General features: G+C 52.2%; 13 protein-coding genes and 1 pseudogene. 3 read left to right on the top strand and 11 right to left on the bottom strand.

The window, feature by feature from the left end:
* Positions 1-99: 99 nt before the first annotated feature.
* From ABD949_RS18940 to ABD949_RS18890, 11 genes and pseudogenes are all read right to left on the bottom strand, one after another.
* Positions 100-2,148 (bottom strand): annotated as a pseudogene (locus ABD949_RS18940) (type I restriction endonuclease subunit R); the annotation flags it as partial.
* 452 nt (positions 2,149-2,600) lie between these two features.
* A complete protein-coding gene (locus ABD949_RS18935; protein WP_345245866.1) occupies positions 2,601-3,869 on the bottom strand; it encodes an Hsp70 family protein in 1,269 nt (422 codons plus the stop codon).
* Positions 3,870-3,892: 23 nt separating this feature from the next.
* Entirely contained in the window at positions 3,893-6,307 is a 2,415-nt protein-coding gene (locus tag ABD949_RS18930; RefSeq protein WP_345245864.1) for an ABC transporter permease, read from the bottom strand.
* Between the two features lie 105 nt (positions 6,308-6,412).
* Entirely contained in the window at positions 6,413-8,794 is a 2,382-nt protein-coding gene (locus ABD949_RS18925; RefSeq protein WP_345245862.1) for an ABC transporter permease, read from the bottom strand.
* An 84-nt stretch (positions 8,795-8,878) separates the two neighbouring features.
* Positions 8,879-11,302 carry an ABC transporter permease gene (locus ABD949_RS18920; protein ID WP_345245860.1) on the bottom strand — a complete coding sequence of 808 codons (2,424 nt, stop codon included), beginning with the start codon at positions 11,300-11,302 and terminating at the stop codon, positions 8,879-8,881.
* A gap of 27 nt (positions 11,303-11,329) precedes the next feature.
* Positions 11,330-13,747: an ABC transporter permease gene (locus tag ABD949_RS18915; protein WP_345245858.1), complete on the bottom strand. Its 2,418-nt coding sequence runs from the start codon at positions 13,745-13,747 to the stop codon at positions 11,330-11,332.
* A 60-nt stretch (positions 13,748-13,807) separates the two neighbouring features.
* Positions 13,808-14,458, bottom strand: a complete 651-nt coding sequence (locus ABD949_RS18910) for a hypothetical protein (protein WP_345245856.1) — start codon at positions 14,456-14,458, stop codon at positions 13,808-13,810.
* 172 nt (positions 14,459-14,630) lie between these two features.
* Positions 14,631-17,003, bottom strand: coding sequence for an ABC transporter permease (locus tag ABD949_RS18905; protein WP_345245853.1), 2,373 nt, complete (start codon positions 17,001-17,003; stop codon positions 14,631-14,633).
* Positions 17,004-17,117: 114 nt separating this feature from the next.
* A complete protein-coding gene (locus ABD949_RS18900; protein ID WP_345245851.1) occupies positions 17,118-19,532 on the bottom strand; it encodes an ABC transporter permease in 2,415 nt (804 codons plus the stop codon).
* 225 nt (positions 19,533-19,757) lie between these two features.
* On the bottom strand, positions 19,758-20,855 hold the full coding sequence (locus ABD949_RS18895; RefSeq protein ID WP_345245849.1) for an OmpA family protein: 1,098 nt from the start codon (positions 20,853-20,855) through the stop codon (positions 19,758-19,760).
* A gap of 137 nt (positions 20,856-20,992) precedes the next feature.
* On the bottom strand, positions 20,993-22,087 hold the full coding sequence (locus tag ABD949_RS18890; RefSeq protein ID WP_345245847.1) for a PA14 domain-containing protein: 1,095 nt from the start codon (positions 22,085-22,087) through the stop codon (positions 20,993-20,995).
* A gap of 181 nt (positions 22,088-22,268) precedes the next feature.
* On the opposite strand from ABD949_RS18890, the gene ABD949_RS18885 reads away from it, so the two are divergent.
* Genes ABD949_RS18885 through ABD949_RS18875 form a run of 3 tightly spaced genes read left to right on the top strand, consistent with a single transcriptional unit; the run spans position 22,269 to position 26,087 of the window.
* Complete coding sequence (locus ABD949_RS18885; protein WP_345245845.1) at positions 22,269-23,345, top strand: alpha/beta hydrolase; 1,077 nt, start codon at positions 22,269-22,271, stop codon at positions 23,343-23,345.
* Positions 23,346-23,363: 18 nt separating this feature from the next.
* Positions 23,364-24,827: a leucyl aminopeptidase family protein gene (locus ABD949_RS18880; RefSeq protein WP_345245843.1), complete on the top strand. Its 1,464-nt coding sequence runs from the start codon at positions 23,364-23,366 to the stop codon at positions 24,825-24,827.
* Between the two features lie 48 nt (positions 24,828-24,875).
* The gene (locus ABD949_RS18875) at positions 24,876-26,087 is read left to right on the top strand and encodes an ATP-grasp domain-containing protein (protein ID WP_345245841.1); all 1,212 of its coding nucleotides are present in this window, start codon (positions 24,876-24,878) and stop codon (positions 26,085-26,087) included.
* The last annotated feature ends 78 nt before the right edge of the window (positions 26,088-26,165 follow it).

Raw genomic sequence — 26,165 nt, 5'->3', positions numbered from 1 at the left:
ATCAGTCAAGTCGGAGGGGTACATCTTTGGTCGGATTAACCCTCAAGATAGGCTGATTTCCGCTTTTTCTAACCCCAGCGCTCCATTTTTAAACACGTTCTTAGTGTCGTTCAGCACCCGGTTGGTCCGGGAAAATGCCTGTATCAAGCCGTGGTACTTCAGGTTTTTATCGACATATAGCGTATTCAGGTATTTAGAATCAAAACCGGTCAGCAACATATCGACCACAATGGTAATGTCAATTTTGTTTTTGTGAGGATAGTCCTGGTTGCTGTATTTCTGGTTTTTAATACGCAGTTGTATATCCTGGTAGTACAAATCAAACTCATTGATAGAATGGTTTGTACCATATTGACTATTGTAATCGGCAATAATCTGGGTCAGCGCTTTTTTCTTTTCTTCAGGATTTTGTTGGTTATCTTCTTTCTCCTGCGTTAAATCTTCCTGTAGTTGTTTTATATCTGCCGCATTTTTTTGGCTTTGCTGGTCGCCGTCTTTCGCAATGAGTTGAGCAGGCGGAGAAAATACACAAGCTATATTTAAGGGAACGTACTGTTCATCTGCCGCTTTCTTTTTATCCTGAATGCTTTTGAATAGCTGATAATACTCGATTGCGTTGTTGATAGAGGCCGTCGCCAAAATTGCATTGAAGCGCCTTGAGTTAGTGGCCGCATTGTGTTTATTTATAATAGCTTCTACGACAGCCTGTTGAGTAATAGGCTCGCCGGGCTTTGCATTCTGCGTGCCTTGTCCTTTAAAATAATCAATATGAAAGCGCAGGACATTTTTGTCATCAATGGCGTGGGTAATAGTGTACGCGTGTAACCGCTTTTGAAAAATATCCTCCGTAGTTTTATTAAAAGCCTGATCACCTTCTCTTATGCTGTAGGTAGCGTTTACGTCAAAAATTGGCGTACCGGTAAAGCCAAATAACTGCGCATTCGGAAAGAACTCTCTAATGGCTTTGTGGTTATCGCCAAACTGCGAACGATGACATTCGTCAAAAATGAAAACCATCCGCTTGTTGCGCAACGGCTCTAATCGTTCTTTGTAGTTTTTACTATACGTTCCATCTAATGCTAACCCTAATTTTTGAATGGTGGTAACAATAACCTTATCGGCATAATCGGTAGATAATAAGCGCCTTACTAGCGTTTCGGTGTTGGTATTCTCTTCTACGCTACCTTCCTGAAATTTATTAAACTCCTCACGAGTTTGTCGGTCAAGGTCTTTCCGGTCAACGACAAACAAACATTTTTCAATCTCGGGATTATCCTTTAGCAGCGTAGACGCTTTGAATGAAGTCAGCGTTTTACCACTCCCGGTCGTGTGCCAAACATAGCCGTTGCCCCGGTTCTGACGAATGCAATCAACAATAGCTTTTACCGCATAAATTTGGTAAGGCCGCATCACGAGTAATCGCTGCTCACTTTCTACCAGCACCATGTATTTGCTGATCATTTCGCCAAGGGTACACTTGGTCAGAAATTTTTGGGTGAATTCATGAAGGTTATTAATCTTTTTGTTGTCAATATCAGCTAATTCATAAACTGGCAAAAATTGTTCGTCAGCATTAAAAGCAAAGTGTTGATTTTTATTATTTGCGAAATAGAGTGTTCTTCCACTATTACTCACGATAAACAACTGCATGTAGCAAAGCAGCGAATTCCCGTATCCATTGCCCGGCTCATTTTTATAATCAACGATTTGCTCCATAGCCTTACGAGCCGTGATGCCAATATTTTTCAATTCAATTTGCACAATCGGCAAACCGTTGATTAGCAAAATTATATCGTATCGTTGATGGCTATTTTCTGTATTGATGCGTAACTGACTGATAACTTCAAAGTCATTTTTGCACCAGTCTTTATTATTGACTAGTGTGTAATGAAGTGGCGTACCGTCCTCACGTTGAAAGTAGTTTCGTTCACGCAGCAGTTTTGACGCAGCAAAAACATCGGGATTAATAATCTCTTCACGTAGGCGTAAAAACTCGTTTTCAGAAAGCCGAACCCGGTTAAGCACCTCAAATTTGGCTTTGAAGTTTTGCTCAAGCGTTTTCCTATCGACAATATCAGGCCGGTAGATATATTTAAGCTCCGTGAGCTGCTTGATTAAGCTTTCTTCCAGTTGCTTCTCTTTACTCATTCAATTTACAGTCGCAAATTAGGCCAAAGTTACTTTTTAACATTGAATAACCTGTTGGTGGGATGGTAAAAATGGTTTTTGGCGTGGCAAAGGGTACATCTCGGCCAGGTCTCGCTGAGGCAACACTCGCCGGGGAACCGCGTATTCGGCAAAACTAACCCAAAGCTGGATCACCTCATCCAAGCAAGGTCGCCGGAATCAATTTTGTTCATCATAAACAAGAGGCCGGCGAATGCAAGGATTGAAGTTTTCATACCAGTAAGCTACTCAACTGTACTGACTTAAACTAATGCTCAGATCAGTACACCTCCGTATCAAAAAATAAGGCTATATCCAACAATAATGCTGTTCCTCGACAGGAGCCTTAAATCAGGACACGGTTCTGGGCCGGTGCCCCGCGCCGGCGGCCGGTACGAAACGGTAAAGCAACCTTAACAATCTTGAACCGTAGGTTAGTCTGTTCCTGGACCAAACGTATACCGGCTGGCATAGCCTAGCCCCAGCCCCACACTGGAGAGTTTATTTTGATCGGCTAGAATTGCCTGGGGAAGAAGCGCTCTAAAGGCCTCCTGAATGGCCTGCACTTCCGTCGAGCCTCCGGTGAGTATAACCAGCTCTATGGCCCCTGGCCCCACACCAGCGGCTTGCATGCAGGCCCGGGCGCAATCGATAATCTGGTCCACCTCCGGGGCAATCACCTCCTCGAACAGCACCCGATTAATGGGCAGACAGAAGTCTGGCTCCACAAAATCAAGCGAGGTCATATACTGCGCCTGGTCGGAGAAGGCAATCTTGGCTTCCTCGGCGGCAGCTAACAGCAGGTGTCCGGTTTCCTGCTCAAGTACCCGCAGCAGGCGACTAAAGCGAGGCTTGTCGTGGGCCTCATGCAATAGCTGCCGGCACTGCATGATCAGTTTAGGCGTATACAGAAAGTTCACCTTACTCCATTCGGCCAAATCCTGATAGGGTTTGAGGGGCACCTCCAGGTGTTTGGCCCCGTAGGTACTGTGGTAACCCAGCTCCGGCATGATGGCGGCCAGACTGAGCGCTTTATCCAGATCATTGCCCCCCAGGCGAATACCAGTACTGGCCAGAATATCCGAGGATCGATCGGGTTTGGTCGCATACCGTTTCGAGAGTCGGATAATACTGAAGTCGGAGGTACCGCCACCCAGATCGGCCACTAAAGCGAGTTTCTCCCCGCTGATGTGCACTTCATGGGCAAAGGCTGCGGCAATGGGTTCATACTGGAACTCAATGTTTGTAAAGCCGCTCCGAAGCGCAATCTGTTTTAGTTCGGTTTGGGCTTCAGTATCTCCTTTTGGATTATGATCCACAAAGTGAACCGGTCTGCCCATCACGACCTGTTCCAGGGGATGTCCGGTGAGCGTCTCGGCCTGGCGCTTGAGGTGCTTAAGAAAGTCAGTAATAATGGTGCCAAAAGTCATGATGGTGCCATTAACCTGCGTTCCCTGCTTCATCAGGGATGTGCCCAGCACCCGTTTCAAACTGCGAATGAATCGGCCCGGCTGCCGCTCCACAAAATGGGTCACGGCAGAGCGGCCAAAGAAGGCCTGGTTATTACTTTGCTGGAAGAAAATAGCGGAAGGGATAGTCAGGTGCTCTTCTTCCAGGGGAACCAGGCGGATTTGCCCACCCTGGTCAACAGCCAGGGTAGAGTTAGAAGTGCCAAAATCAATGCCACATGAACTTGTAGCCATTTACTTGTCAACTAAATAAGGCATTACTCCGACCGCAAACTCTTGACCGGATTCATCAAAGCCGCCCTCACGCTTTGGAAGGAGACCGTAAATAGGGCAATCACCACCGCCAGCAGACCCGCCAGGGCAAATATCCACCAGTCGAGGTTGATGCGGTAGGTGAAGTTTTGGAGCCATTGGTCCATGGCGTACCAGGCGATAGGTGTAGCGATGAGGATGGCCATGAGTACGGGGTTCAGGAAGTCTTTATTGAGCATCGAGACGAGGCTCGGTACAGAGGCACCTAATACTTTTCGAACGCCAATTTCCTTGGTGCGCTGCTCGGCGGTGAAGGTGGCCAGCCCAAACAGCCCCAGACAAGCCACCAGAATAGCCAGTCCGGTGAAGACGGTAAAGATGCTCTGGAATTGGCGTTCGGCCCGGTATTGCTCATCAAACCTCTGGTCCAGAAAGAAGTATTCAAAGGGGCTGTCGGGGTAAAGTTGCTTCCAGAGTTGATTCAGCCGTTCTATTGTGCCGGGAAGTTGCTGCGTGCCAAGCTTTACCGAAAAGTAGGCCATTCGGGTGGCGGGTGGGCACATATAGAGGGTCGGGCGGGTTGGCAGCTTCAGCGACTCAATATGAAAATCGTCGATGACACCGATGATGCGCATGTCATTGCCCCGGCTGGCTCCTTCCCCGCCAAATACCATGGCTTCGCCAACGGCGGCTTCGGGCGACGGAAAACCCATCGCTTTCAACGCGGACCGGTTAATGAGGTATTGATTACGCCATTGAGGCTGGTCGGCTTCCAGGCCTCGTCCAGCCAGTTGCCGGACACCGTAGGTTCGCATGAACGGCTCGTCGACGTTGACAAAATAGAACGTCTGCTTATTATTGGTGATGCGTTTCTTCCAGAATACGCCATCGCTGGTGCCGCCGATGGCATTGATGCCTTCGCCCGGTACAACCGACGAGGCCGCTATACGCTGCACATGCGGCAGCTTAGCCACTTCAGCCTTGAACACTTCGTATTTGTTTCGGTATACCGAATCCTGGTTGTAGTCGAAGCGGGGCGCTTTCAGCACCAGCATCTGGTCGATAGACACGCCGAGGTCATGGTGTTGCAGGAAATCAATCTGCCGGTATATCGTAACCGTTGCCGCCAGCATAACCACCGTACACACCAGTTGAAAGACCACCAGCGACTTGCGCAGCACCAATCCTTTGCCGAAACGACCAATAGACCCGCGCAGCATACTCATCGGCTCGTAGCCCGACAACACCACGGCTGGATAAAAACCTGAACCCAGTACGCTGATGACAAATAGCCCCGCCAGTGCCGGGAGGTTAGTTGATTGGTTCAGTGGTTTATAGGTTAACTGGTTAAAGGCGGGGCCGGCGAGTTGCATCAGGAGGATGGCGAGGCCAATAGCCAGGAGATTGACTGCGACGGCTTCTCCCAAAAACTGTCCCATCATTTGCCAGCGGTTGGCACCGATGGCTTTGCGCAGCCCGACTTCTTTGGCCCTCTCCATCGCCCGGGCGGTTGTCAGGTTGCTATAGTTAATCCAGGCAATGCCGAGAATGAACGCAGCAATCAGCAGCAGAAAGTACACCATGCGGGCGCTGCCGTTGGGTTCGTGCTCATACGTCAGGTCTGAGCGTAGGTGAATATCGGTCAGCGGCTGCATATTCAGCACCAGATTGCTCTTGCTGAGATACAGCTTGCTCAACTCAGTCAGTTTAGCCTGAACCAGGGCGGCATTGGCCTGGGGATGCAGCTGGATATAGTTGTAGTCCCAGTAGTTTTCCCAATTGTCTTTGTGCCCCTGACTATATAGCGTTTGGTACGGCAGCAGCATGTCAAACTTGAAGTGTGTATTGAGCGGCACATCCTCAATCACGGCGGCCACCGTATGTGGAGCGCTAAACCAGCCGCCCACCAGTTGCAGCGTTTGCCCCACCGGATTGCTATTGCCGAAATACTTGTTTGCTACTGACGCAGTTAAAACCATATTACCCGGCTGACTCAACCCCTGCATAGCATTACCACGAAGCACCCGGTACGGAAACAGTCGCAGAAATGACGGGTCCACGGCGTAGGCTTTGCTCTGGGCATAGGGCGTTTTATTCCGGATAACCGTCAGTTCCCTGGCGCTGTACACGCGGGTATAATCGACCACCTCAGGCAGTTCGGCCTTTAAGGTCGGGCCTACGGCGCTGTGGGTATTGGCATCGCGGGTATCCAGCGTGCCGTTGCTGTAGTTCTCCACGTATACGCGCCAGATTTGGTCGGCGTGTGGACTCTGCCGGTCATAACTCTGCTCGAACTGAACATACTGCACAATCAGCAGACAAACCGCCATACCCACCGCCAATCCGACAATGGTTACCACTGAGAAAACTTTATGCTTCAACAGGCTGCGAAGAGCGATTTTGAGGTAGTTGCGTAGCATTGTTTTGAAGTCTACAGTAGGCAGTTTGCAGTAGGCAAGACTGAAGAGCAGCGTGATGGGGCCGCTTCTGCTTACTGCTTACTGAGAACTGCCCACTAAAATCGCCTACTCAGTTCTCAGGCTCTTCACCGGGTTCATTAAAGCCGCTCGTATTGTTTGGAACGAAACGGTTAGTAGCGCAATACCGAGAGCCAGCAGGCCACCTATCGCAAAGAACCACCACTGGGTTTCGGTGCGGTAGGCAAAGTAGTTCAGCATCTTTTCGCCTATCCACCAGGCAATGGGTGACCCAATGAGGAAAGCCAGCAACACCAGCCTCAGAAAATCTTTGGTCAGCAGCGTAGTGATATTAAGGACACTGGCCCCTAACACCTTGCGAACGCCAATCTCTTTCGTACGTCGTTTAGTCACCAGGGAAATAAGTCCGAAGATACCGGCGCAGGCTGTAAGAATAGCCACCATCGTAACAAAGCCAATCATGCGCCAGATGTCATCGATGGGGCGGTAGGCTTTGGCTACTTCGTCGCTGAAATAGAAGTAGCTCAGCTCCCGTCGGGCCGGAATTCTCTTGAACTGGCCCTCCAGCTTCTGAATCAAAGCCGGGGCTTTCGCTTCGTCGGTCAGGCGAACGCTGAGGAAGCTGCTGAGCGACTGCCGGCCGCCATACCAGTGCAGCAGCGGTTCGATATGTTCTTTCAGATTCTGGTAATGAAAATCTTTGGTCACGCCAATGACGGTATACACGTCATCGTTGTTCTGCTGGCGTAGCTTTTTACCGACGGCCGTGGTCCACCCCAGCGCTTTCATCGCAGCCTCATTGATGACAACCGCATTCATGGCCGAATCGGCCGGCGTTGCATCGGAAAACGAGCGTCCTTCCAGCAGCGGAATCCGATAGGTCTCAAAATAATTAACCGCGCCCGACACATGCCGGAATTTTACCTGCTGTGCTTGATTCCCCTCGGGGTAGTAGGTGTTGAAATTGTTCCAGTACCGCACCGGTGTTACCTCCGACGACGTAAACGCTTCAACCGAAGCATCCTGGCGCAGGTCGTTCAGAATAGCCTGCCCCTGCGAAATGGCTGATTGCTCATCTTTATACGCCAAATCGGTTTTAAAGACCAGTACATTCTGTTTGTCATAGCCCAGGTCAGCCTGCTTCATGTACTGAATCTGATGGCGCATACCGATGGTACCTATAATAAAAATGACGGCCAGAGCAAACTGCACTACAATCAGACCATTCTGGCGGAGACGTCCCTGCTGCGGGTCAGCCGAAATTTTACCTTTGACCGCATCGGTCGTATTAAGCCTCAACAGATACAGTGCCGGGTAAGTACCCGCCACGGCTGCCACCAGCACCGCAATACCCAGCACGGTAAGAATGGTCGGGTAGTCGCTGGCCCAGGAAATGTCCAGTTGCATGCGCCCGTCGCGTAACTGATTGAAGCCGGGAATGAGGTAGTAAATAGCAAACAGAATAGACAACACCATCGAAGTGGCCACCAACAATCCCGATTCTATCCAGAATTGGCCCAGCACAAGTCGGCGCGTAGCGCCGACTACCTGCCGCATGGCTACCTCTTTAGCTCTGGGTAGCGCAGAAGCCATATTGAGGTTTACGAGGTTGATGCTAATGATTAAGAGCAGAAAAACGGCGATGGTAATAGCGCCGTAAATCAGTCCTGAAAAGGATGGATTGTTATCGTGGACAAAATCGCGGTAGCCGTTCAGCAGCACCGTGCGGTTCTGCCCCTCGGACGTGAAATGGGCCTTGACTAATTGTGGTAATTTGGCTTCCAGCCGGGCCTTGTCCGTATCTTTTTTGAGCAGCAGGAAAACCGAAGCAAAGGTGTTGTACCAGTCGGCGTTCTCCTTAAAATTGGGTATGTCGAGCAGCGTGGCCGTAGACAAGACTACCTCAAACTGCTGGGATGAATTGGCGGGGATGTTGTCCAGTACACCCGTCACCGTGTATTGTGCCGTATCGCTGAGCGTTACGGTTTTACCTACTGGATTTGCCTTGCCAAACAGGTTCTCCGCCACTTTTTCACTAAGCACAATGGAGTGTTTGTCGCGCAGTGCCGTGGTGCGGTCACCGTATTTAAGACCAAAGCTAAAAACTTTAAAAAAAGCTGGTTCGACATAGATGGTACGCTCCTGCAGGTTCTTACCGCCGTAGCTAATCCAGGGATTACTCCAGGTCTGGATGTGCGTACCGGCCTCAATCTCCGGATAGTCCTTTAGCATCTGGTCCAGAATCGGGTAAACCGTTTGATTATAGGCTTGGCCATTTGCCGCAGTCTGGACGTAGTAGATACGGTCGATATTGGTATGAAACTGGTCCCAGGTCAGGCACTTCTGCGCAAACAGAATCAGCACCACCACGCAGGCCAGCCCTACCGAAAGGCCAAGAACATTGATAGCTGTGAACAGCCGGTTCTTCCACAGCGTACGAAAGGCGATTTTGAGGTAATTCCTTAGCATAGTTTTATAGTCTTCAGTAGGCAGTAAGCAGTAGGCAGAATACGTGGCCTGTTTTCTGCTTACTGCCTACTGAGAACTGCCTACTTATTCGGCTCTCAGGCTCTTCACCGGATTCATCAAAGCCGCCTTCACGCTTTGGAAGGAGACCGTCAGCAGGGCGATGCCGGTGGCCAGTAAGCCGGTCAGGGCAAACATCCACCATTCGATATTGATTTTATAGTCGAAATCGGCCAGCCATTTATCCATGACATAATACGCAATGGGTGAGGCAATGACGAGCGCAATCAGCACCAGTTTCAGGAAGTCGACCGAGAACAGGCCGAAGATATGGGCGGTAGTGGCTCCCAGCACTTTCCGAATGCCCACCTCCTTCGTGCGCGATTCGGCCATGAGGGCTACTACCCCGTATAAGCCTAAACAGCCGATGAAAATGGCGATACCGGCCAGCAGTCGGAAGATGGAGTACATCCGCTCCTCACCCTGGTAAAAGTTAGCCAGCGTCTGGTCCAGGAACTCGTATTTGAACAGGAAGTCGGGAAAAGCAGCCGTCCACTCTTTTTCAACCGAAGCCAGCAGTCGACTAATGCCGGCGGTGCCGCCCTGTCCGGCAAATTTGATTCCGGCCAGGTTATACGCGTTGCGGTAAGGAGTCAGTACGCAGGGATCGGTTTTCCGGTGGAGCGAGAAAGTATTGAAATCCCGGACTACGCCCACAATCGGCATTTTTGCATTCCCGCTCACGGAAATCAATTTGCCGATAACCTGATGCGGGTCATTTATGCCCAGTTTATGGAGCAGGGTTTCGTTAATGACAGCCTCGCGCATGGTGTCGGCGGGCTGAAAATTACGACCTGCCAGCAGTTTCATTCCGTACGTGCTGATGTAAGCCGTATCGGCCGGACGCATGACCACCCCGAAGTCGCTGGGCTTTTCCGCATTCTCAAACTGAAAACTTGTCCACCAGTTGCCATTCGCCGAGGGCACCGAAAAGCCAAAACTGACTGATTCCACACCGGGTAAGGCGGCTAACTGGTTGCGGAAAACTTCTAACTGCCCCGGCTTCTTCTCCGGAATAGGTACGGTCAGAATCGCTTCTTTACGGAAACCAATATCTGCCGACCGGAAGTACTCCATCTGGTTATAGGCAACAATGGTTCCAATAATCAGCATCTGCGAAATCGCAAATTGCAGCACAATCAGGCTCCGGCGAAGTGTCAGCTGACCGGTACCCACCACGCGTATTTTACTTTTCAGCGCCTGTACCGGCTGATAGCCCGACAGCACCAGCGCCGGGTAAAACCCAGCCAGAAAGGTCGTTAAAATCCCCAGCAGAAGCAGAAAACCGACAAGTTGCTGGTTTGCAAAAAGAGAGAACGTCAGGCTGATTTCCAACAAGTCTGCCAGATAGGGCACCGTCATGTAGGCAATGATCAGGGCCAGTACAATGGATATACCCGTCAGAAAGCCGGTCTCGCCCAGAAACTGCCGCACCAGTTGCATCCGTGAGCTACCCAGCACTTTCCGGACACCTACTTCCTTAGCCCGCCGGATAGCCTGCGCCGTAGCCAGATTGACAAAGTTGATGCAGGCGGTTATCAGCAAAAACAGGCTAATTAATCCCATGGCCCAAACCATCCGCCGGCTCACCGTGCGCCCGCTATAGGTACTAATCTCAGGATTGAAGTGTAAGTCGCTCAGCGGCTGTAATTCATACCGTTGCCGCTGGGCATCTTCGGCGGGTATGTATTTCCGGGTAAACGCAACCAGTTGACGCTCCAGCTGCGCCGGGTCTCCGGTCTGCTTCAGGTAAATCTGTACGCCACTGGAATTTGATTGCCAATCGTCCCAACCGGTATTGGCCCCAAACTCTTTCAGCGACGCAAACGAAAGCAGGATACCAAAGGGCAGGTCTGTCGTAACGGGCGGATTCTTTATCAGACCGGTCACGACAAAGTCCATTTTGTTCCGGACTTTAATGATTTTGCCGATGGGGTTGGCCGTACCAAAATACTTCTGCGCCATTGCTTCCGTCAGCACTACCGTGTTTGGATTCGCCAGAGCCGTAGCGGGATTACCCTGTACCCATTGATAGCTGAACAACCGGAAGTACTCCGGCTCCACAAAGGCCACACTTCCTCTTGGTTCCTCAAACCGGCGCAGGCCACCCATGGCCTGCGGGTCGTTGGCGGCTACCAGCGTCTCGCGCAGGTCACTAATCATGGTCAGGTCCTGCTTCATGTCCGGAAAGTCATTGCGCAGGGCTGCCAGCGCCGGCATCGGCATACCCGAATTATACCCTTCTCCTTCCGACGTTTTTACGTGCGTGACAATGCGGTAGAGTTGGCTGGCATTGGCATGGTGCTGGTCGAAACTCAGTTCGTAGCGAATGACCAGAAAAAGCAGCAGACAACAGGCCAGCCCAAACGTTAGCCCTACGACATTGATAAGGCTATAGCTCCAGTTACGTTTCAGCGCCCGAAATGCAGTAGTGAAATAGTTTCGAAGCATAGTGTGTGTATGGATAGATGTAGATAGTTACTCAGTTCTCAAACTCTTCACCGGGTCCATCAGAGCCGCCTTTACCGACTGATAACTTACGGTGAGGAAAGCGATGAGCAGGGCCGTAATACCGGCCAGGATGAATACCCACCATTGCACATCAATGCGATAGGCAAAATCCTGTAGCCATTGGTTCATGGCCCACCAGGCAACCGGCGAAGCAATGACAATGGCCACCAGCACCAGTTTCAGAAAATCCTTAGAGAGCAGCCCCACAATATCTGGCACCGAAGCACCCAGCACTTTTCGTACGCCAATCTCCTTGGTCCGGCGGGCTACGGCCAGTGTAGCAAGGCCGAACAAACCCAGGCAGGCAATCAGGATAGAAAGGCCCGACGCAATGGTCACAATACGGCTCAGCCGCTGCTCAGCCTGGTACTGGCGTTGTAAATCCGTGTCGACAAACGAGAAACTGAACGGCTCGTTAGGAGCTATCCGTTTCCAGGTTTGCTCCAGTAGCGCTACCTTCCTGGAAAGATTACCTGCCGATAGCCGGATGGCAATATCGGGTGCCGACGAACTCGAAACGTTGATGTTCTCGATATGCCTGTACAGCGAATCGGGCCGGATAAGCAGCACCAGAGGCTCTACCTTTGAGTGCAGCGACGCATAGTGGAAGTCCTCGGTGACGCCGATGACACGATGGTCGTGAAACTTGCCAGGCAGTCGCTCGTTAAGAGGGTCTTTCCAGCCATATTGTTTGACAAAGGCCTGGTTTACGATAAGCGCCCCGAAGATATCAGCGCTGTTTGCCGGGTCGAAGTTGCGACCCGCTACTAGTTTGACGCCGTATGTTGGAATAAAGTATGGGTCAACGACATTAAACCGGAACTTACGGTACACTTTCTTATCATCGGTATAGCCCACTTCGCCCCAGTCGCCAGAGGCAAAGGCAAAGGCCGAAGCGCCTACGCTAACTACGTCTTTCTGACTAGTCAGGGCGTTCCGGTATCGCTCGACCAACTGTCGCCCTTCCGAGCCACTGATACCAGTCGGGACAATCACCATCTGCTCTTTATTATAACCCAGCGACTTATCCTGCAAGTAGCTCAATTGTTGGTTCAGCACCACCGTACTGGCAATCAGCGTCACTGAAAGGCTGAATTGAAGGACCACCAGCCCGCGCCGGAACCAGCTCACATCCCCTTTCAACGAAATCTTGCCTTTCAGGACCTCCACCGGACGAAAACCGGACAAGACCAGAGCCGGGTAACTACCGGCCACTAACCCAACCACCAGAATCAGGCCCAGCAAAAAGAGCAGCGTGGTGCCGTCGAACCGGAACTGTAGTTCCTGATTAGCCAGTTGGGAAAATAAGGGGAGCAGGACCACTGCCAGTACTAAACCAAGCACAACAGCCAGAATGGTCATCAGCAGCGCTTCGCTCCAGAACTGGTTCATCAGTTGGCTCCGCAGGGCCCCCATCGCTTTCCGAACCCCCACCTCCTGTGCCCGGCTTACCGACCGGCCCAGCGACAAGGCCATGAAATTAATGCAGGCAATCACGAGCAGAAACAAGGCAATGGCCGACAGAATGTACGAATAGGCCGGATTGCTCACCGGTTCATTACCGCCCGCCAGTTCGTTGTTGAGGTGAATATCGGTAACGGGCTGCAGGTTGATGATATAGTTGTTTCCTGTATAATAATCACCCAGCGCCGTTTTTAGCAGAGATGGATACTTGTCAGCCAGCTTATTCGGGTCGGCTCCTTCCCGCAGGAGTACAAACGTCTCCGGCTCTATATTCAACCAGTTCTTTAGGGTTTTATCAGAGCGTAACGCTTTGATATGCGCCATCGAAACAACTATACCGAAGCGGATGCTTGAATTGGTCGGGATGTTTTTGGCAACCGCCGTCACAGTATACGCCTGCATGACGCTATCGAGCTGCATCTGAATGGTCTTACCGACAGGATTCTCACTTCCAAAGTATTTACGGGCAATATCCTCGGTGAGAACCACAGAGGATAACTCCTGCAACGGATTGCCACCGGACGTATGAATGAGCGGAAAGTCGAACATCCGGAACAAATCCGGGTCGGCCATGTGTACGCGCTCGCTCATAACGTCCGCGCCCTTCTTGACGTTGAGGCCCATGACCAGTACGCGGCTGATGGCTTCTACCTCCGGATACGTTTCTTTGAGCGACGGTCCGAGAATATACGGCGTCGATACATTACTGAACCGGTCGCCCTTGTACTCCTCCTGCGTCCAGGCCCGGTACAGCCGGTCGGCTTTTATATGGAAGTGGTCAAAACTCCACTCGTGCCGTACATACAGCCCCAGCAGCAGACAGCAGGTAATGGCAATAGTCAGGCCCCCGAGGTTGATGACTGAATAAACCTTATGTTTCGCAAAATTGCGGAGGGCGATTTTGAGGTAGTTTCTGAACATAATGGTGTTGCACGGGCCAGCAGGGCGGTCCGACGATTCAGTGTAGTGCTGGCCTAAGTATTACATATTCTTCACTGGCAGACCCAGACTCTTCTCCGTCTCTTCAATCAGGCGCTGCTTTTCCTTTTCTGTTTTACCCTGCGCATTGACGGTCCGCTCGAAGATAAATTGCTCGCCGTCCTTGGTGTATTCGTAATGCATTTTCAGCCGGCCCGATCCGGGATCTTCTTCAATGGTTTTAGTGAAAGGCTTATTGGTGATTCCGCCCACGCCGGAGGAGGAAGAGGCAACCGTTCCGTCGTTAACGGTTGTGGTTGAACGCGCCGTTTTCACCTTCGTAACCGACTTGGTTTCGTCGCAGTCTGAATCTTTATCCTCTTTATCTTTGGAAGAAGCCTTAGCGGCCGTTCGCGAACCAGAGTCGGTGTCACGGTTTTCGCGGTGCTTTTTGATGATGACCACATCGTGCCTGGTCTCCATAATACCTAAGGAATCGATAACCCGGCTGACCAGTGCTTCCTTTTCCTCCTTGCTCATGCCTTTCACGTCAAACGTCCGCTGGTAATGGACTTCGGCCCGTCCTTTCTGCTCTGCATCAACGCGTATCCGTAAAGACTTCCCGTCATCGTTAATTTCCTGGTGCAAGGACGACCGCTGCGCTACTGCCGCCAGGCCTGCGCTCATCAGCAGCAGTGTTAGTAAAGTTTTCATGATGAATCGCTGTGTTAGTTTGGGTGTTTTGTTTATTGCGAATTATATGCCAAAAGAAAATGGCTACTGATTAACAATTAGATACGCAAAGTCAATCGTATAAATTGTCCGTTTGTGGACAGTTGTCCGGCTCCTGTGAAAGCCCTGAACAGACCTGCCCCGGTGCCGGTAGTTACTCCGACTGCAAACTATTTACCGGGTTCATCAACGCCGTTCTGACAGCCTGAAAACTGATGGTCAGAAAGGCAATCAGCAGGGCTGCCCCACCGGCGACGACAAACACCCAGGCTTTGAGGTCAGCCTTAAAGGCAAAATCATTCAACCAGTTGTTCATCATCCACCAGGCTATCGGAAAGGCAATGCCGTTGGCGATAAAGACCAGCTTCAAAAAGTCTTTCGACAACAGATAGACCAGGTTACTGACGCTGGCGCCCAGCACTTTCCGAACGCCTACCTCTTTCGTGCGCTGCTCTGTCGTAAAGATGGTCAGACCCAGTAGCCCCAGACAGGAGATGACAATGGCCAGCAACGCGAAATAGTTGGTCAGCGACTCCACAATCAGTTCACTCCGGTACTGCCGCTCAAACGTTTCATCCAGAAAATGGTATTCAAACGGATACGCGGGATTGTATTTCCTATTTGCCGCCTGGAGCACCGCCAGCGCCTGCTGAGTCTGTCCCGGCTGTGTTCGGACGAGAATATAGTTATTGCTGCCAACACCCGGAGCCAGATGCAGGATGAGCGGCTGCATAGCTACGTGTAAGGAATTAATATGAAAATCTTTGAGCACACCCACAATCTGGTGGGGCCGGTTCCAGAACCGAATCGTTTGCCCAACGGGATTTTGTAAACGCATCCGGCGGGCGGCTTCTTCGTTGATAAGGACCACCGAGCTATCCGTTGGCATCGACCGGTTGAAGTTGCGCCCTTCTTTCAGGCTGATGCTCATGGCCGCTACAAAATCGTGGTCGGTCAGGATGAACGGAAACTCTACGCGTTCATCAGCCTGCTTGCCCGGCCACTCTACCCCGCCGGTCGAAATAGATACCTCCATTGGCGGCTGACTGGTCAGCGTCAGGGCTCGTATCGCCGGCGAAGCCAGAACGTCCTGTCGGTAAGCCTCCACGTTTTTGTGCATCTCCGCTTCCAGCGGTAGAACGATCAGGTTCTCTTTTGTAAAGCCCAGGTTTTTGGTGCGGATGTATTTCATCTGCTGAAACACGATCACCGTTCCGACAATCAGAATAACGGAGACCGTAAACTGAAACACCACCAGTCCCTGCCGGAACAAAGTAGCCCCCTGTTTAAATTTGAGAATACCAGACGATGCGCCACCTTTTAATACCCTGAGCGGCATCAGCGACGACAAAAACAGGGCCGGATAACTACCCGCTACCAAGCCGGTCAGAACGGCCAGACTGAGGAGTGTGAGCACAAATTGGGGGTCAGTAAACTGAATCGAAATGTGCTTTTGGGTAAAATTATTGAATGTTGGCAGAAACAGCCATACCACGATAAGCGTCAGAACAAATGCCAATAAGGTAATCAGGAAAGCTTCACCCAGGAATTGTCCGGCCAAAGTGTACCTGCCCGCCCCTACCACTTTCCGGATACCGACTTCTTTAGCCCGCTTTGCCGACCGGGCCGTAGCCAGGTTCATAAAATTGACGCACGCAATCAGCAGAATGACAATGGCGACAACGGTAAACAGCCTGACATAGTCAATCCGGCCACCGTCCTGCTGTCCGTTGGTAAAGTTCGAATACAGATAAGAGTCTCCGTAGTTCTGCAGGAACAGCGTTACGTTTGAGTTCTTGTCTTTGGCCTTTACGAAATTGGCAATCTTGGCGTCAACTTTCTCCGCCGACGCTTCGGGCTGTAACCGGACAAACGTCAACGGAGCGTTGTTGCCCCATTCTTTTGCCCATTCGTTCTTCTGGAGAAAATGCTGGTACGGCACCAGGAAATCAAACGTCAGCGACGACTTCTCCGGAATATCGGTGAAGACCCCGCTAACCAGCACATCGACTACATTGTCGATACGCAGCACCCGGCCTACGGGGTTTTCGTTGCCAAAGTATTTTCTGGCCAGACTTTCGGAGATAACCAGCTTACCGGGTTCGCTCAGAACGGAGGTAGCATCGCCATAAAGCAGTGGAAAGCTGAATACCTCAAAAAACTCCGGCGTAGCAAACCGCCCTGTAGCCCGGCCAGACACACTTCCGGCGGTCAGCAGCATAGGAACCTCCCAGGTGATTTCCGCAGCCTTATCGACCTCCGGCACTTCTTTTTTCAGGCTCTCGGCCAGCAGACCTGGTGTAGAGTTTGTTACCTCAATCTGCCCTGAATACTGCTGCTGCTCCATCACCCGGAACAAACGGTCGCCGTTGGCGTGAAACCGGTCGATGCTCCGTTCATCCTGAATCCAAAGAAAAATAAGCAGGCTACAGGCCAGACCCAAAGCCAGCCCTACGATATTAATCGCGCTGAATACTTTGTTTTTGAAGAGGTTGCGAACCGCAATGGTGAGGTAGTTGCGTAGCATAGTTTTACAGGTTGCAGTAGGCAGTTCTCAGTCGGCAGTGGGCGGTTGGCAGTAGGCAGAAAATAGAGCCGGAAGGTGCTCACTCAAGTCTGTCAACTGCTTACTGCCCACTACTTACTCAGTCCTTAAACTCTTCACCGGGTTCATCAAGGCTGCTTTTATGCTTTGGAAGCTGATGGTAAAGAGAGCAATTGCTACTGCCAGCACCCCAGCCAGGACAAATACCCACCAGGGAATACCTGACTGATAGGCAAAGTCCTGCATCCATTTATCCATGGCATACCAGGCAATGGGCGAGGCTATGACAATGGCAACCAGGACCAGCTTCAGGAAATCCTTCGAGAACAGAGCGACAATATCAACCATTGAGGCTCCCAGCACTTTCCGTACACCAATTTCCTTGGTCCGCTGCTCGGCCATGAACATGGAGAGACCAAACAGACCCAGGCAGGAGATGAAGATGGCGATACCGGCGAAGATACCGAACAGGGTCTGCTGCGTCTGCTCACGAGCGTACAACTGGCCAAACCGCTGGTCGAGAAACTCGTAAGCGAACGGACGCTCGGGGTAGTTTTTCTTCCAGATGGATTCGATATGAGCCAGCGCGTTCGGCAGGTTCTTACCGGCTACGTGAATCGATGCCCAGAATAGCCGCTGCGGGTCGAGGAACATCACAATAGGCGCTACCGTCTGGTGTAGTGACTCAAAATGGTAATCTTTGGTCACACCGATAATCTGCCCGCGGTCCCGGCCGTAGCCAAACTGTTTGCCTATGGCGTCATTCGGGTCTTTCCAGCCGAGCATTCGTACGGCGGTTTCATTCAGAATGAAGGCCGTTGAGTCATCGGTAGGAAATTCGCGGGAGAAGTTGCGTCCGGCCGCCATCTCAATCTGGTACGTCGGGATAAACTCGTAGTCTATCGTTAACGCTTTGATACCAATATCAGTAGGAGCCATGGTATCCCCTTTGGATACGTAAGCGTCCCAGGAGTCCAGTAACCGCCCGGACGGAATACGGGACGAGCGGGCTACATCATTGATGGCACTGCTTCGTTTAAACTCCTGTTTGAGGGCATCATAATCCCGGGCAGAATCAGCCCCCATGCGCAGCAGCACAATTTGGTCCTTCTGGTAGCCAAGTTTATAGTTTTGGATGTACTTCATCTGATTGTACACTACCGCCGTACTGATGATGAGTGCCACCGCAATGGCAAACTGGGTAACCACCAGCGTCTGCCTCAGCCGCCCATTGCGCATGGAAGAGGCTACCTTCCCTTTCAGCACACTGATCGGCTGGAAGGAGGTCAGGAAGAAGGCCGGATAACTACCTGCTACCAAACCGGTTACCAGTGTAATGGCAATCAGAGTGAGCAAAAATATCGGGTCGGCCAGTGAGCCGATGGTCAGTTGCTTCTGGGTAAAGTCGTTGAGGAAGGGCAGGAAAATAAGGACTAATAGCATGGCGATTACCAGCGCAATGGAGACCAGCAGCAGTGATTCGCTCAGAAACTGCCCCACCAACTGGTTGCGAACCGCACCGACAACCTTCCGCATTCCCACCTCTTTCGCCCGCGACGACGAACGCGCCGTTGCCAGGTTCATGTAGTTAATGCAGGCAATCAGCAGGATAAAAAGCCCAATCGCCGAGAACAGGTACACGTACTGAATATCCCCGTTCGGCTCAATCTCCGAATCCAACTGCGAATGCAGATGAATATCGGTCAGTTTCATCAAATTCAGTATCGAATACGAGGAGGCTTTGATGTTCTGATAAGGCGGAATGTGCCGGTCCTGAAACGCCGGAAAAGCTTTCTCCAGCCGGCTGATGTCATAATTCGGCGGAGCCAGGATAAAGGTAGAGAATGAGTTATTGCCCCAGTTGCTGCGCAGCCCTTCAGCTCCGTAAATCCGATTGTCGTTAAGGGTTGAAAAGGAAACCAGAAAATTCGGGTGGAAATGCGACTGATCCGGCAGCGCTTCAAAAACACCCGTCACGGTAAGGTCAAACTGACTGTCCAGGCGAACGGTCTTACCTATAGGATTTTCTTTGCCGAAATACTTCTCCGCCATCGGCCGGGAGAACATGATGGAGAACGGGTTCACCAGGGCTTTGTCGGGATTACCGCTAAGCACGTTGAACGTAAATACCCTGAATACGTTCTCTTCAGCCAGAAAAATATTCTCTTCATTAAACGAATGTTCGCCGTGGCGAATTAACGCATTGTATTCATACAGTCGGGTGACCTGCTCCAGTTCCGGGAAGTCCTGCCGGATAAGCGAGCCAAAGGGGGGAGCCGCATGACCCAGTTTAAGGGATTCGGTCCCGTCTTTAGACAAAAACGTCCGGGCTACCCGGTAAATGCGGTCAGCATTTTTATGATGGCGGTCGTAGCTCAGCTCATCCTGTACGTATAAGGCGATCAGCAGGAAACACGCCAGACCAATCGCTACCCCCACAATGTTGATAAAGCTGAAGGACTTGTGCTTGACCAGGTTCCGGAAGGCAATTTTCAGGTAATTACGGAGCATGAGATAAGGTGTGAGAGGGTGAATGAGTGAATGAGCGAAAGAGTGAATGATTAAGGGTTCGCACTTTCACTCATTCTTTCAAAGACACAGCTGTTTCACGAATGTTGCTCAATACCTATGCCACCAGTTAAAATTTGCTTTTTCACCGGTGGTAATACTGAAAATCAGGTAATACCTGTCCGAATACGGACAAACTATTGTCCGGTAGTGAACAGGAAAAAATGCTCATTTGACAACAAATTCCACCCGCCGATTTCTGGCCCGCTGGTCTTCCGTAGCATTGTCGGTGACCGGGCGGGTGCTGCCGTATCCTTTCGCATCCAGGCGGTTCGCATCAATACCGTGCCGGCTCAGGTAATTGGCGACTACTTTGGCGCGGTATTCCGAGAGCGTCAGGTTCAGGCGCGGGTCGCCCACATTGTCGGTATGGCCGCTGATCTCAATCTGGTAGACAGGGTATTTCTTCAGGGTCTTCACCAGCTTATCCAGTTCCGTGTAGGACTCCGGTAGCAGGTGGTACTGGCTTTGTTCAAAAAAGACATTCCGCAGCACCACCGCTTCTCCGGCTTTCAGGCCCTCAAAGGTTTCGGATACGGCTGGCGGGGCAACCGGTTTTACCGTAACCGAGTCAGTTTTTCTGGGCGGTTGAGAGGCTTGCACTTTCGGGGCGGGCAGGCTGGGACGACTGGTACGGCCTGCAACTTTAGCCGGTAATGGCCCCGGCGTTGTGGTTTTAGCGGGGGGTGCTGAATCAGTAGTCCGGGCAACAGCCGGTTTGGGTGGCGCAAACTTGGGCTGGAACAGGTATTTGGCCGGAATCAAAGAACCCGGCTTGCCTGACATCAACCTTGTTAGCCTATTGTCTTCAGGAGTTGTCCAGTATATTTTAATCTCTCCCTCCAGCATATCGTTGAAATAATCGATGCGCAGGTCGTAATACTGCCCCGCTGTCAGGATGATGCTGCCGGTAAACGTTTTGGAATCATTTAACTCCCAGTCGTCAATCACCATTTTTCCCCCAACCCACAGTCGAATGCCGTCGTCTACCTCTGCCGTGAAAGTATACTTTCCCGAAGCGGGTGCGTATAACTTCCCGGTCCAGCGGACCGAAAAATAGGACGCAGGCATACCGGGTCCCGGCGGCTGATCAAACCAGCCGAAATCAATTGTCGGGTCAATTCGGGTGAAGACTTTCTTCTCGTAATGCCGGCCGCTGTAATACTCGCCGAGCAATCCCCGGCCGCTCACCGCAGCCTGCTGGCCCTGGACATCATACGTCAACGCCAGACAGGCCGCCAGCCAAAGCAGTTGCCACCTGACCATACTTTTCAAATTTGAGTGTGAATAGAAACGTTACCGAATATACGGGGTCAATGCGTACCCTGCCTTGGTTTGGTATGAACGGTTGTGTGGGTGAAAAAGAAGGTTGGATAGCGTGATAAAGAGGAGCGTAAGGGCTGTTACCGCACCACAAACTCTACCCGTCGGTTCCTGGCCCGTTCGCTTTCCACGGTATTGTCGGCAATCGGCCGGGTACCACCATAGCCTTTGGTTTCCAGACGGTCGGAGGTAATGCCGTTGCGGATAAGGTAGGTGGCAACGACTTTGGCGCGGTTCTCCGAGAGGGCCTGGTTCAGGCGCGGGTCCCCTATATTGTCGGTATGCCCTACAATATCGATCCGGAGTGATGGCTGATCTTTCAGCGTCTGCACCAGTTTGTTTAACTCGGTAGAAGACTCTGGCAGCAGCACATATTTGCTCTGTTCAAAGAACACATTTTTGAGGATGACCGCTTCGCCCTTTACCAGATTCGTGAACACGGCCGGAGCCTTCACGACGGGCGTCGCCACTGCTACCCGGCCCGTTGATTTCAAGGTTGTGACATTTGGCTTTTTCGCAGGTGGAAACGCTTTCGGATTTGCTGCCGGTTTGGCGGTTACCACGGTGGGGACGAGCGTTGCTGCTCTGGCTGAGGATTTAGCCGACGTAATGGTTGCCTGCGGCTGGGCGGTAACGGGACCGGCCGCAACCGGTTTGCTGAAGAGGTATTGCGTCGGAATGGTTTTGTACGGTTTGCTCGTGTAACCGAACAGATTCTCTTTACGGTCCTGAGGGGTCTCCCAGTAGACAAAGATGATGCTTCCCTTCCAGTCGTTGTAATATTCGACTTTCAGGTCGTAGTAGTGCTTCGCCTGGAGCGTGATCTCTCCAACAAACTGCGTATCGTCCTGTTTGCGCCACTCGTCAATTACCCGCTTGCCGCCTACCCAGACCCGGACGCCATCATCCACGGTAGCGCTGAACCGGTATTTGCCCGTTGTGGGCGCGTAGAGCTTTCCTGTCCATCGCACCGAGAAATACTCTCGCTGCACGCCCGGTGCCGGGTATCGCCAGTTCCAGTCGAAGCTGACCTGCGGGTCGGTGCGGGTGTAGGCTTTCTGTTCAAAGTTGGGGCCGTTGAAGTATTCTCCTTTCAGGCCATTTCCTGTCTGCGCCAGCGCCAGACTTCCTGCCATGGACAAGCCGGCTACCACTATCGTTCGTAACACACTCATAGGACCGTCCGGTTTTACTATAAGAAAGTTACGAACAGCAGCCGGTAATCCGGGACCGCTGAATAAGGTTACGTTTGTAGCCGGCAAAGGGCTTTCAAGCGACAAGTATAGCCTGTCGAAAACATAAGGTGGGGACTTGATGGTTTCATTAGTCAACCAACTCGTATATACGTTCGCCTGCATGTCTGATTTACTTCGTCTGGAACTGACAACCCCGGTGATTGACCACCGGCCGGTTTTCGTTTCCGGTAATTTCTGCGACTGGCATCCCCATGCGGAGCCGTTGCAAATGCAACCTATGGAGCCGGGCCGCTATGTTCTCGAGTTTCCTGCTGACCACCCATTACCTGACATCATCGAGTATAAATACAACCGGGGCGGCTGGGACCATGTTGAACTGGATGCTTCCGGTGAAGGCGTACCCAACCGGATACTTACACTCCATCGGGGTACGCAAAGCGATTTTGTCCCGCATTGGCGCTGGTACGGCCATACCTTCAATCCGGCCTTTCTGCCGAAGATTGAACTGATCAGTGACGATTTCCACCTGCCGCAACTGGATACCACCCGGCGGATACAGGTGCTGCTGCCGCACGACTACCAGACAACCAACAAGCATTACCCGGTATTGTACCTGCACGACGGGCAGAATCTCTGCGGGGAAGGTAGTGAGTTCGGCTGCTGGGAGGTAGATAACAAATTGGCGCTACTGGCCTCCCGGCATCGCCACGAAGTTATTCTCGTAACCATCGACCACGGTGCCGAAGAACGCATCCGGGACTATACCCTGCACCGGACAAGGGCCGGACAAGGCCGGGGCCGGCAATATCTGGAATTTATTGTGCAGTCGCTGAAGCCGTTTATCGATACGCATTTCCGTACCATACCCGACGCCGGGCATACGGGTATGGGCGGCAGTTCCCTGGGCGGCCTGATCAGCATCTATGCCGGTATTATGTTCCCGGAAGTGTTCGGACGGCTGATGATCTTTTCGCCCGCGCTCTGGATTTCGCCTAAAATCTACTTCGATGCCATTAAATTTGCCGCACCGGTACCCATGAAAGTGTATGCCTATGGGGGTGGAGCCGAATCGTCGTACATGGTGCCCAACCTGCAGCGCTTTAATGATGCCCTGCTGCGGCAGCACTATGGCGGCCTGAGCATCGATCTCCACGTGTCTATTGACCCGGAAGGCACGCACCAGGAAGCCCACTGGAGCCGGGAATTCCCGAAAGCCGTAGAATGGCTGTTCTATTAACAACATTACCCTACATCCATGCATATACAAATAGCTTCCGCCCAATCCGTAACCCCGGACGCCCTTATTATCCCGGTTGTTCAAACCGATGCCTTAGCCGAAACGCTGGTTGCTATAGGCGAAAAAACGGGGGTGCCGCCTTCTGTCCTGAACACAGACTTCAAAGCCGAAGCCAGAGAAGTATTGCCCCTCTACCATCCCGATGGCCGGAAGACTTACCTGCTGGGACTGGGAAAAACACCCGGTTCCATGGACTGGCTGCGGGCGTTCCGGGAGTTATTTTTTAAACAGAAGGGCAAGTTGCCGCAGCAGGTGGGTATTGACCTGACCAGCTTTGGGGCTGACGTACTGGAATCGGTGGTGCTGGGTGTTCGCGGGGGCGGCTATGATCTGCGGCTGTATCAGACGGAGAAAACCGATACGTCGGCGTTTTTCTCGGATGAGGGCCAGTTAAGTCTGCTGGTTGGGGATTTGCAGCAGCATGACGCTCAGGAACTGGTGACCCGGGCCGAAGCCCTGGCCGCTACCCAACTCGACATGATGACCCTGATGAATGCGCCATCGAACTACATGAACCCGGAACTACTGGGCGAATGGGCTATGGCATCGGGAGAGCAGCATGGCTACTCGGTAACGGTACTGCACCAGGACGAACTGGAGCAACAGGGATTGGATGCCCTGCTGAGCGTCAACAAAGGCAGTGACCTGCCGCCTGTGCTCATTGTTGCCGAGTACAAACCAGCCGGCAAGGGTATTGTGAAAACGGTGGGACTGGTTGGGAAGGGCGTAACGTTCGACACGGGCGGTATTTCAATAAAGCCCTCCGCTAATATGCACCTGATGAAGAGTGATATGGGCGGGGCTGCGGCCGTGCTGGGTACCGTCGAAGCGGCCGCCAAACTCAAGCTGCCTGTTCACCTGATTGGCATTGTCCCGGCTACGGAAAATATGGTCGACGGCAGCGCAACCAAACCGGGCGATGTGATTGGCTCCTACCTGGGCAAAACCATCGAAGTAATTGACACCGACGCTGAGGGCCGTATTATTCTGGCCGATGGCCTGGGGTATATGGTCCGCAACTACCAGCCCGAAATCCTGATTGACCTGGCTACGCTGACGGGTAGCGTCATTGCCGCCCTGGGCTATCATGCTGCCGGTTTATTCACCCAGGACGACGAACTGGCCACGAAGCTGATCCAGGCGGGTGACCGCACCGGCGAACGGCTGTGGCGGATGCCGCTCTGGGATGTCTACAAAGAAGATATTAAGTCGGACGTAGCCGACCTGAAAAACTTCAGCGGAAAGCCCATTGCCGGCTCCATCAGTGCTGCCAAGTTTCTGGAGGTATTTACCGAAAATCACCCCAAATGGGCGCACCTGGACATTGCCGGGATGGCCTTTGCCGATACGGAGTACGGTTCACAGAAGAACGCAACGGCCTATGGTGTACGGCTGCTCATTGATTTTCTGCGAAATCTTTAGGTATTTGGACGCTATGTACCCCTCAGCCATTATAACCCTGTACCCTGCATGAGCCAATTGACTTTCCTGTGTATATCCACTTTCTTCAAAGGAGAACTTTTCTTAAAAGCGTGTAAAGAATTGGGCAGTACGGTTTACCTGCTCACTGTCGAGAAGCTGCGCAACCATCCGTGGCCCCACGAAGCTATCGACGAAACCTTTTACCTGCCCAATGAACTGAATACAAGCGAGAATCTGGAGCTGATGCTGAAGGGACTGGCGCATATGATGCGTTCGCGCCGGATTGACCGGGTGGTGGCGCTGGATGACTTTGACGTGGAGAAAGCCGCCCTGGTGCGCGAAACGTTCCGGATCGATGGCATGGGGCTGACCACCTCCCGCTATTTCCGCGATAAGCTGGCGATGCGGATACGGGCGAAGTCGGCAGGGATTCGGGTACCTTCTTTCAGTAGTCTGTTTCACGATGAAAGCATCACGCAGTTCCTCCGATCGACGGAAGCGCCGTGGCTGATCAAGCCCCGCTCCGAAGCGTCGGCTACCGGTATCCGGAAAGTACACTCGCTCGAAGAAGCTTGGGACGCTATTCACGCGCTGGGCGAGTTGCGTCATAACTACCTCATTGAACAGTTTAAACCGGGTAGGGTGTACCATGTCGATTCGCTCTCGCTCGATTGCAATGTCATTTTCACCCGCTCCAGTCAGTATCTGGCTACGCCCATGGAGGTAGCGCACGGGGGTGGGGTATTTCGTACGGTGGTTATGTCGCACGATGGGCTGGAAACCCACGCCCTGCAACAACTGAACCAGCAGGTGCTGAAAGCGTTTGGGATGCGGTACAGTGCTTCCCACTCCGAATACATCAAAGGCGACCACGACGGCGAGCTGTATTTTCTGGAGACCTCCTCCCGCGTCGGTGGCGCGCATATTGCCGAAATGGTCGAAGCCGCTTCGGGTATCAACCTATGGCGCGAATGGGCCCGGCTCGAAACGGCCGTAGCCCGTAATCTGTCTTACCAACTCCCCGAGGAGCAGTACCTCTACGCCGGGCTGATTGTATCGCTGGCCCGCCAGGAGTGGCCTGATCTGTCTGTGTTTACCGAGCCGGAAATCTGGTGGCGCATGCACAAGGAGCACCATGTCGGCCTTATCGTCCGCTCCAGCGACCGCAACCACATCCTGAACCTGCTGGACGACTATATGCAGCGCATCTTCAGCGAGTTCCATGCCAGCGCCCCGGTGCCGGAACGGCCGACGAATTGAGTAGGCAGTGGGCAGTTTGCAGCGGCCGGCGCTCCGGTAGGCAGGCTTGCGGAGCAACATGGCGGCTATCTTTTCTGC

It is taken from the genome of Nibrella saemangeumensis (assembly GCF_039541915.1).
Taxonomy (GTDB): Bacteria; Bacteroidota; Bacteroidia; order Cytophagales; family Spirosomataceae; genus Nibrella; species Nibrella saemangeumensis.
This window is presented reverse-complemented; position numbering and strand designations above follow the sequence as displayed.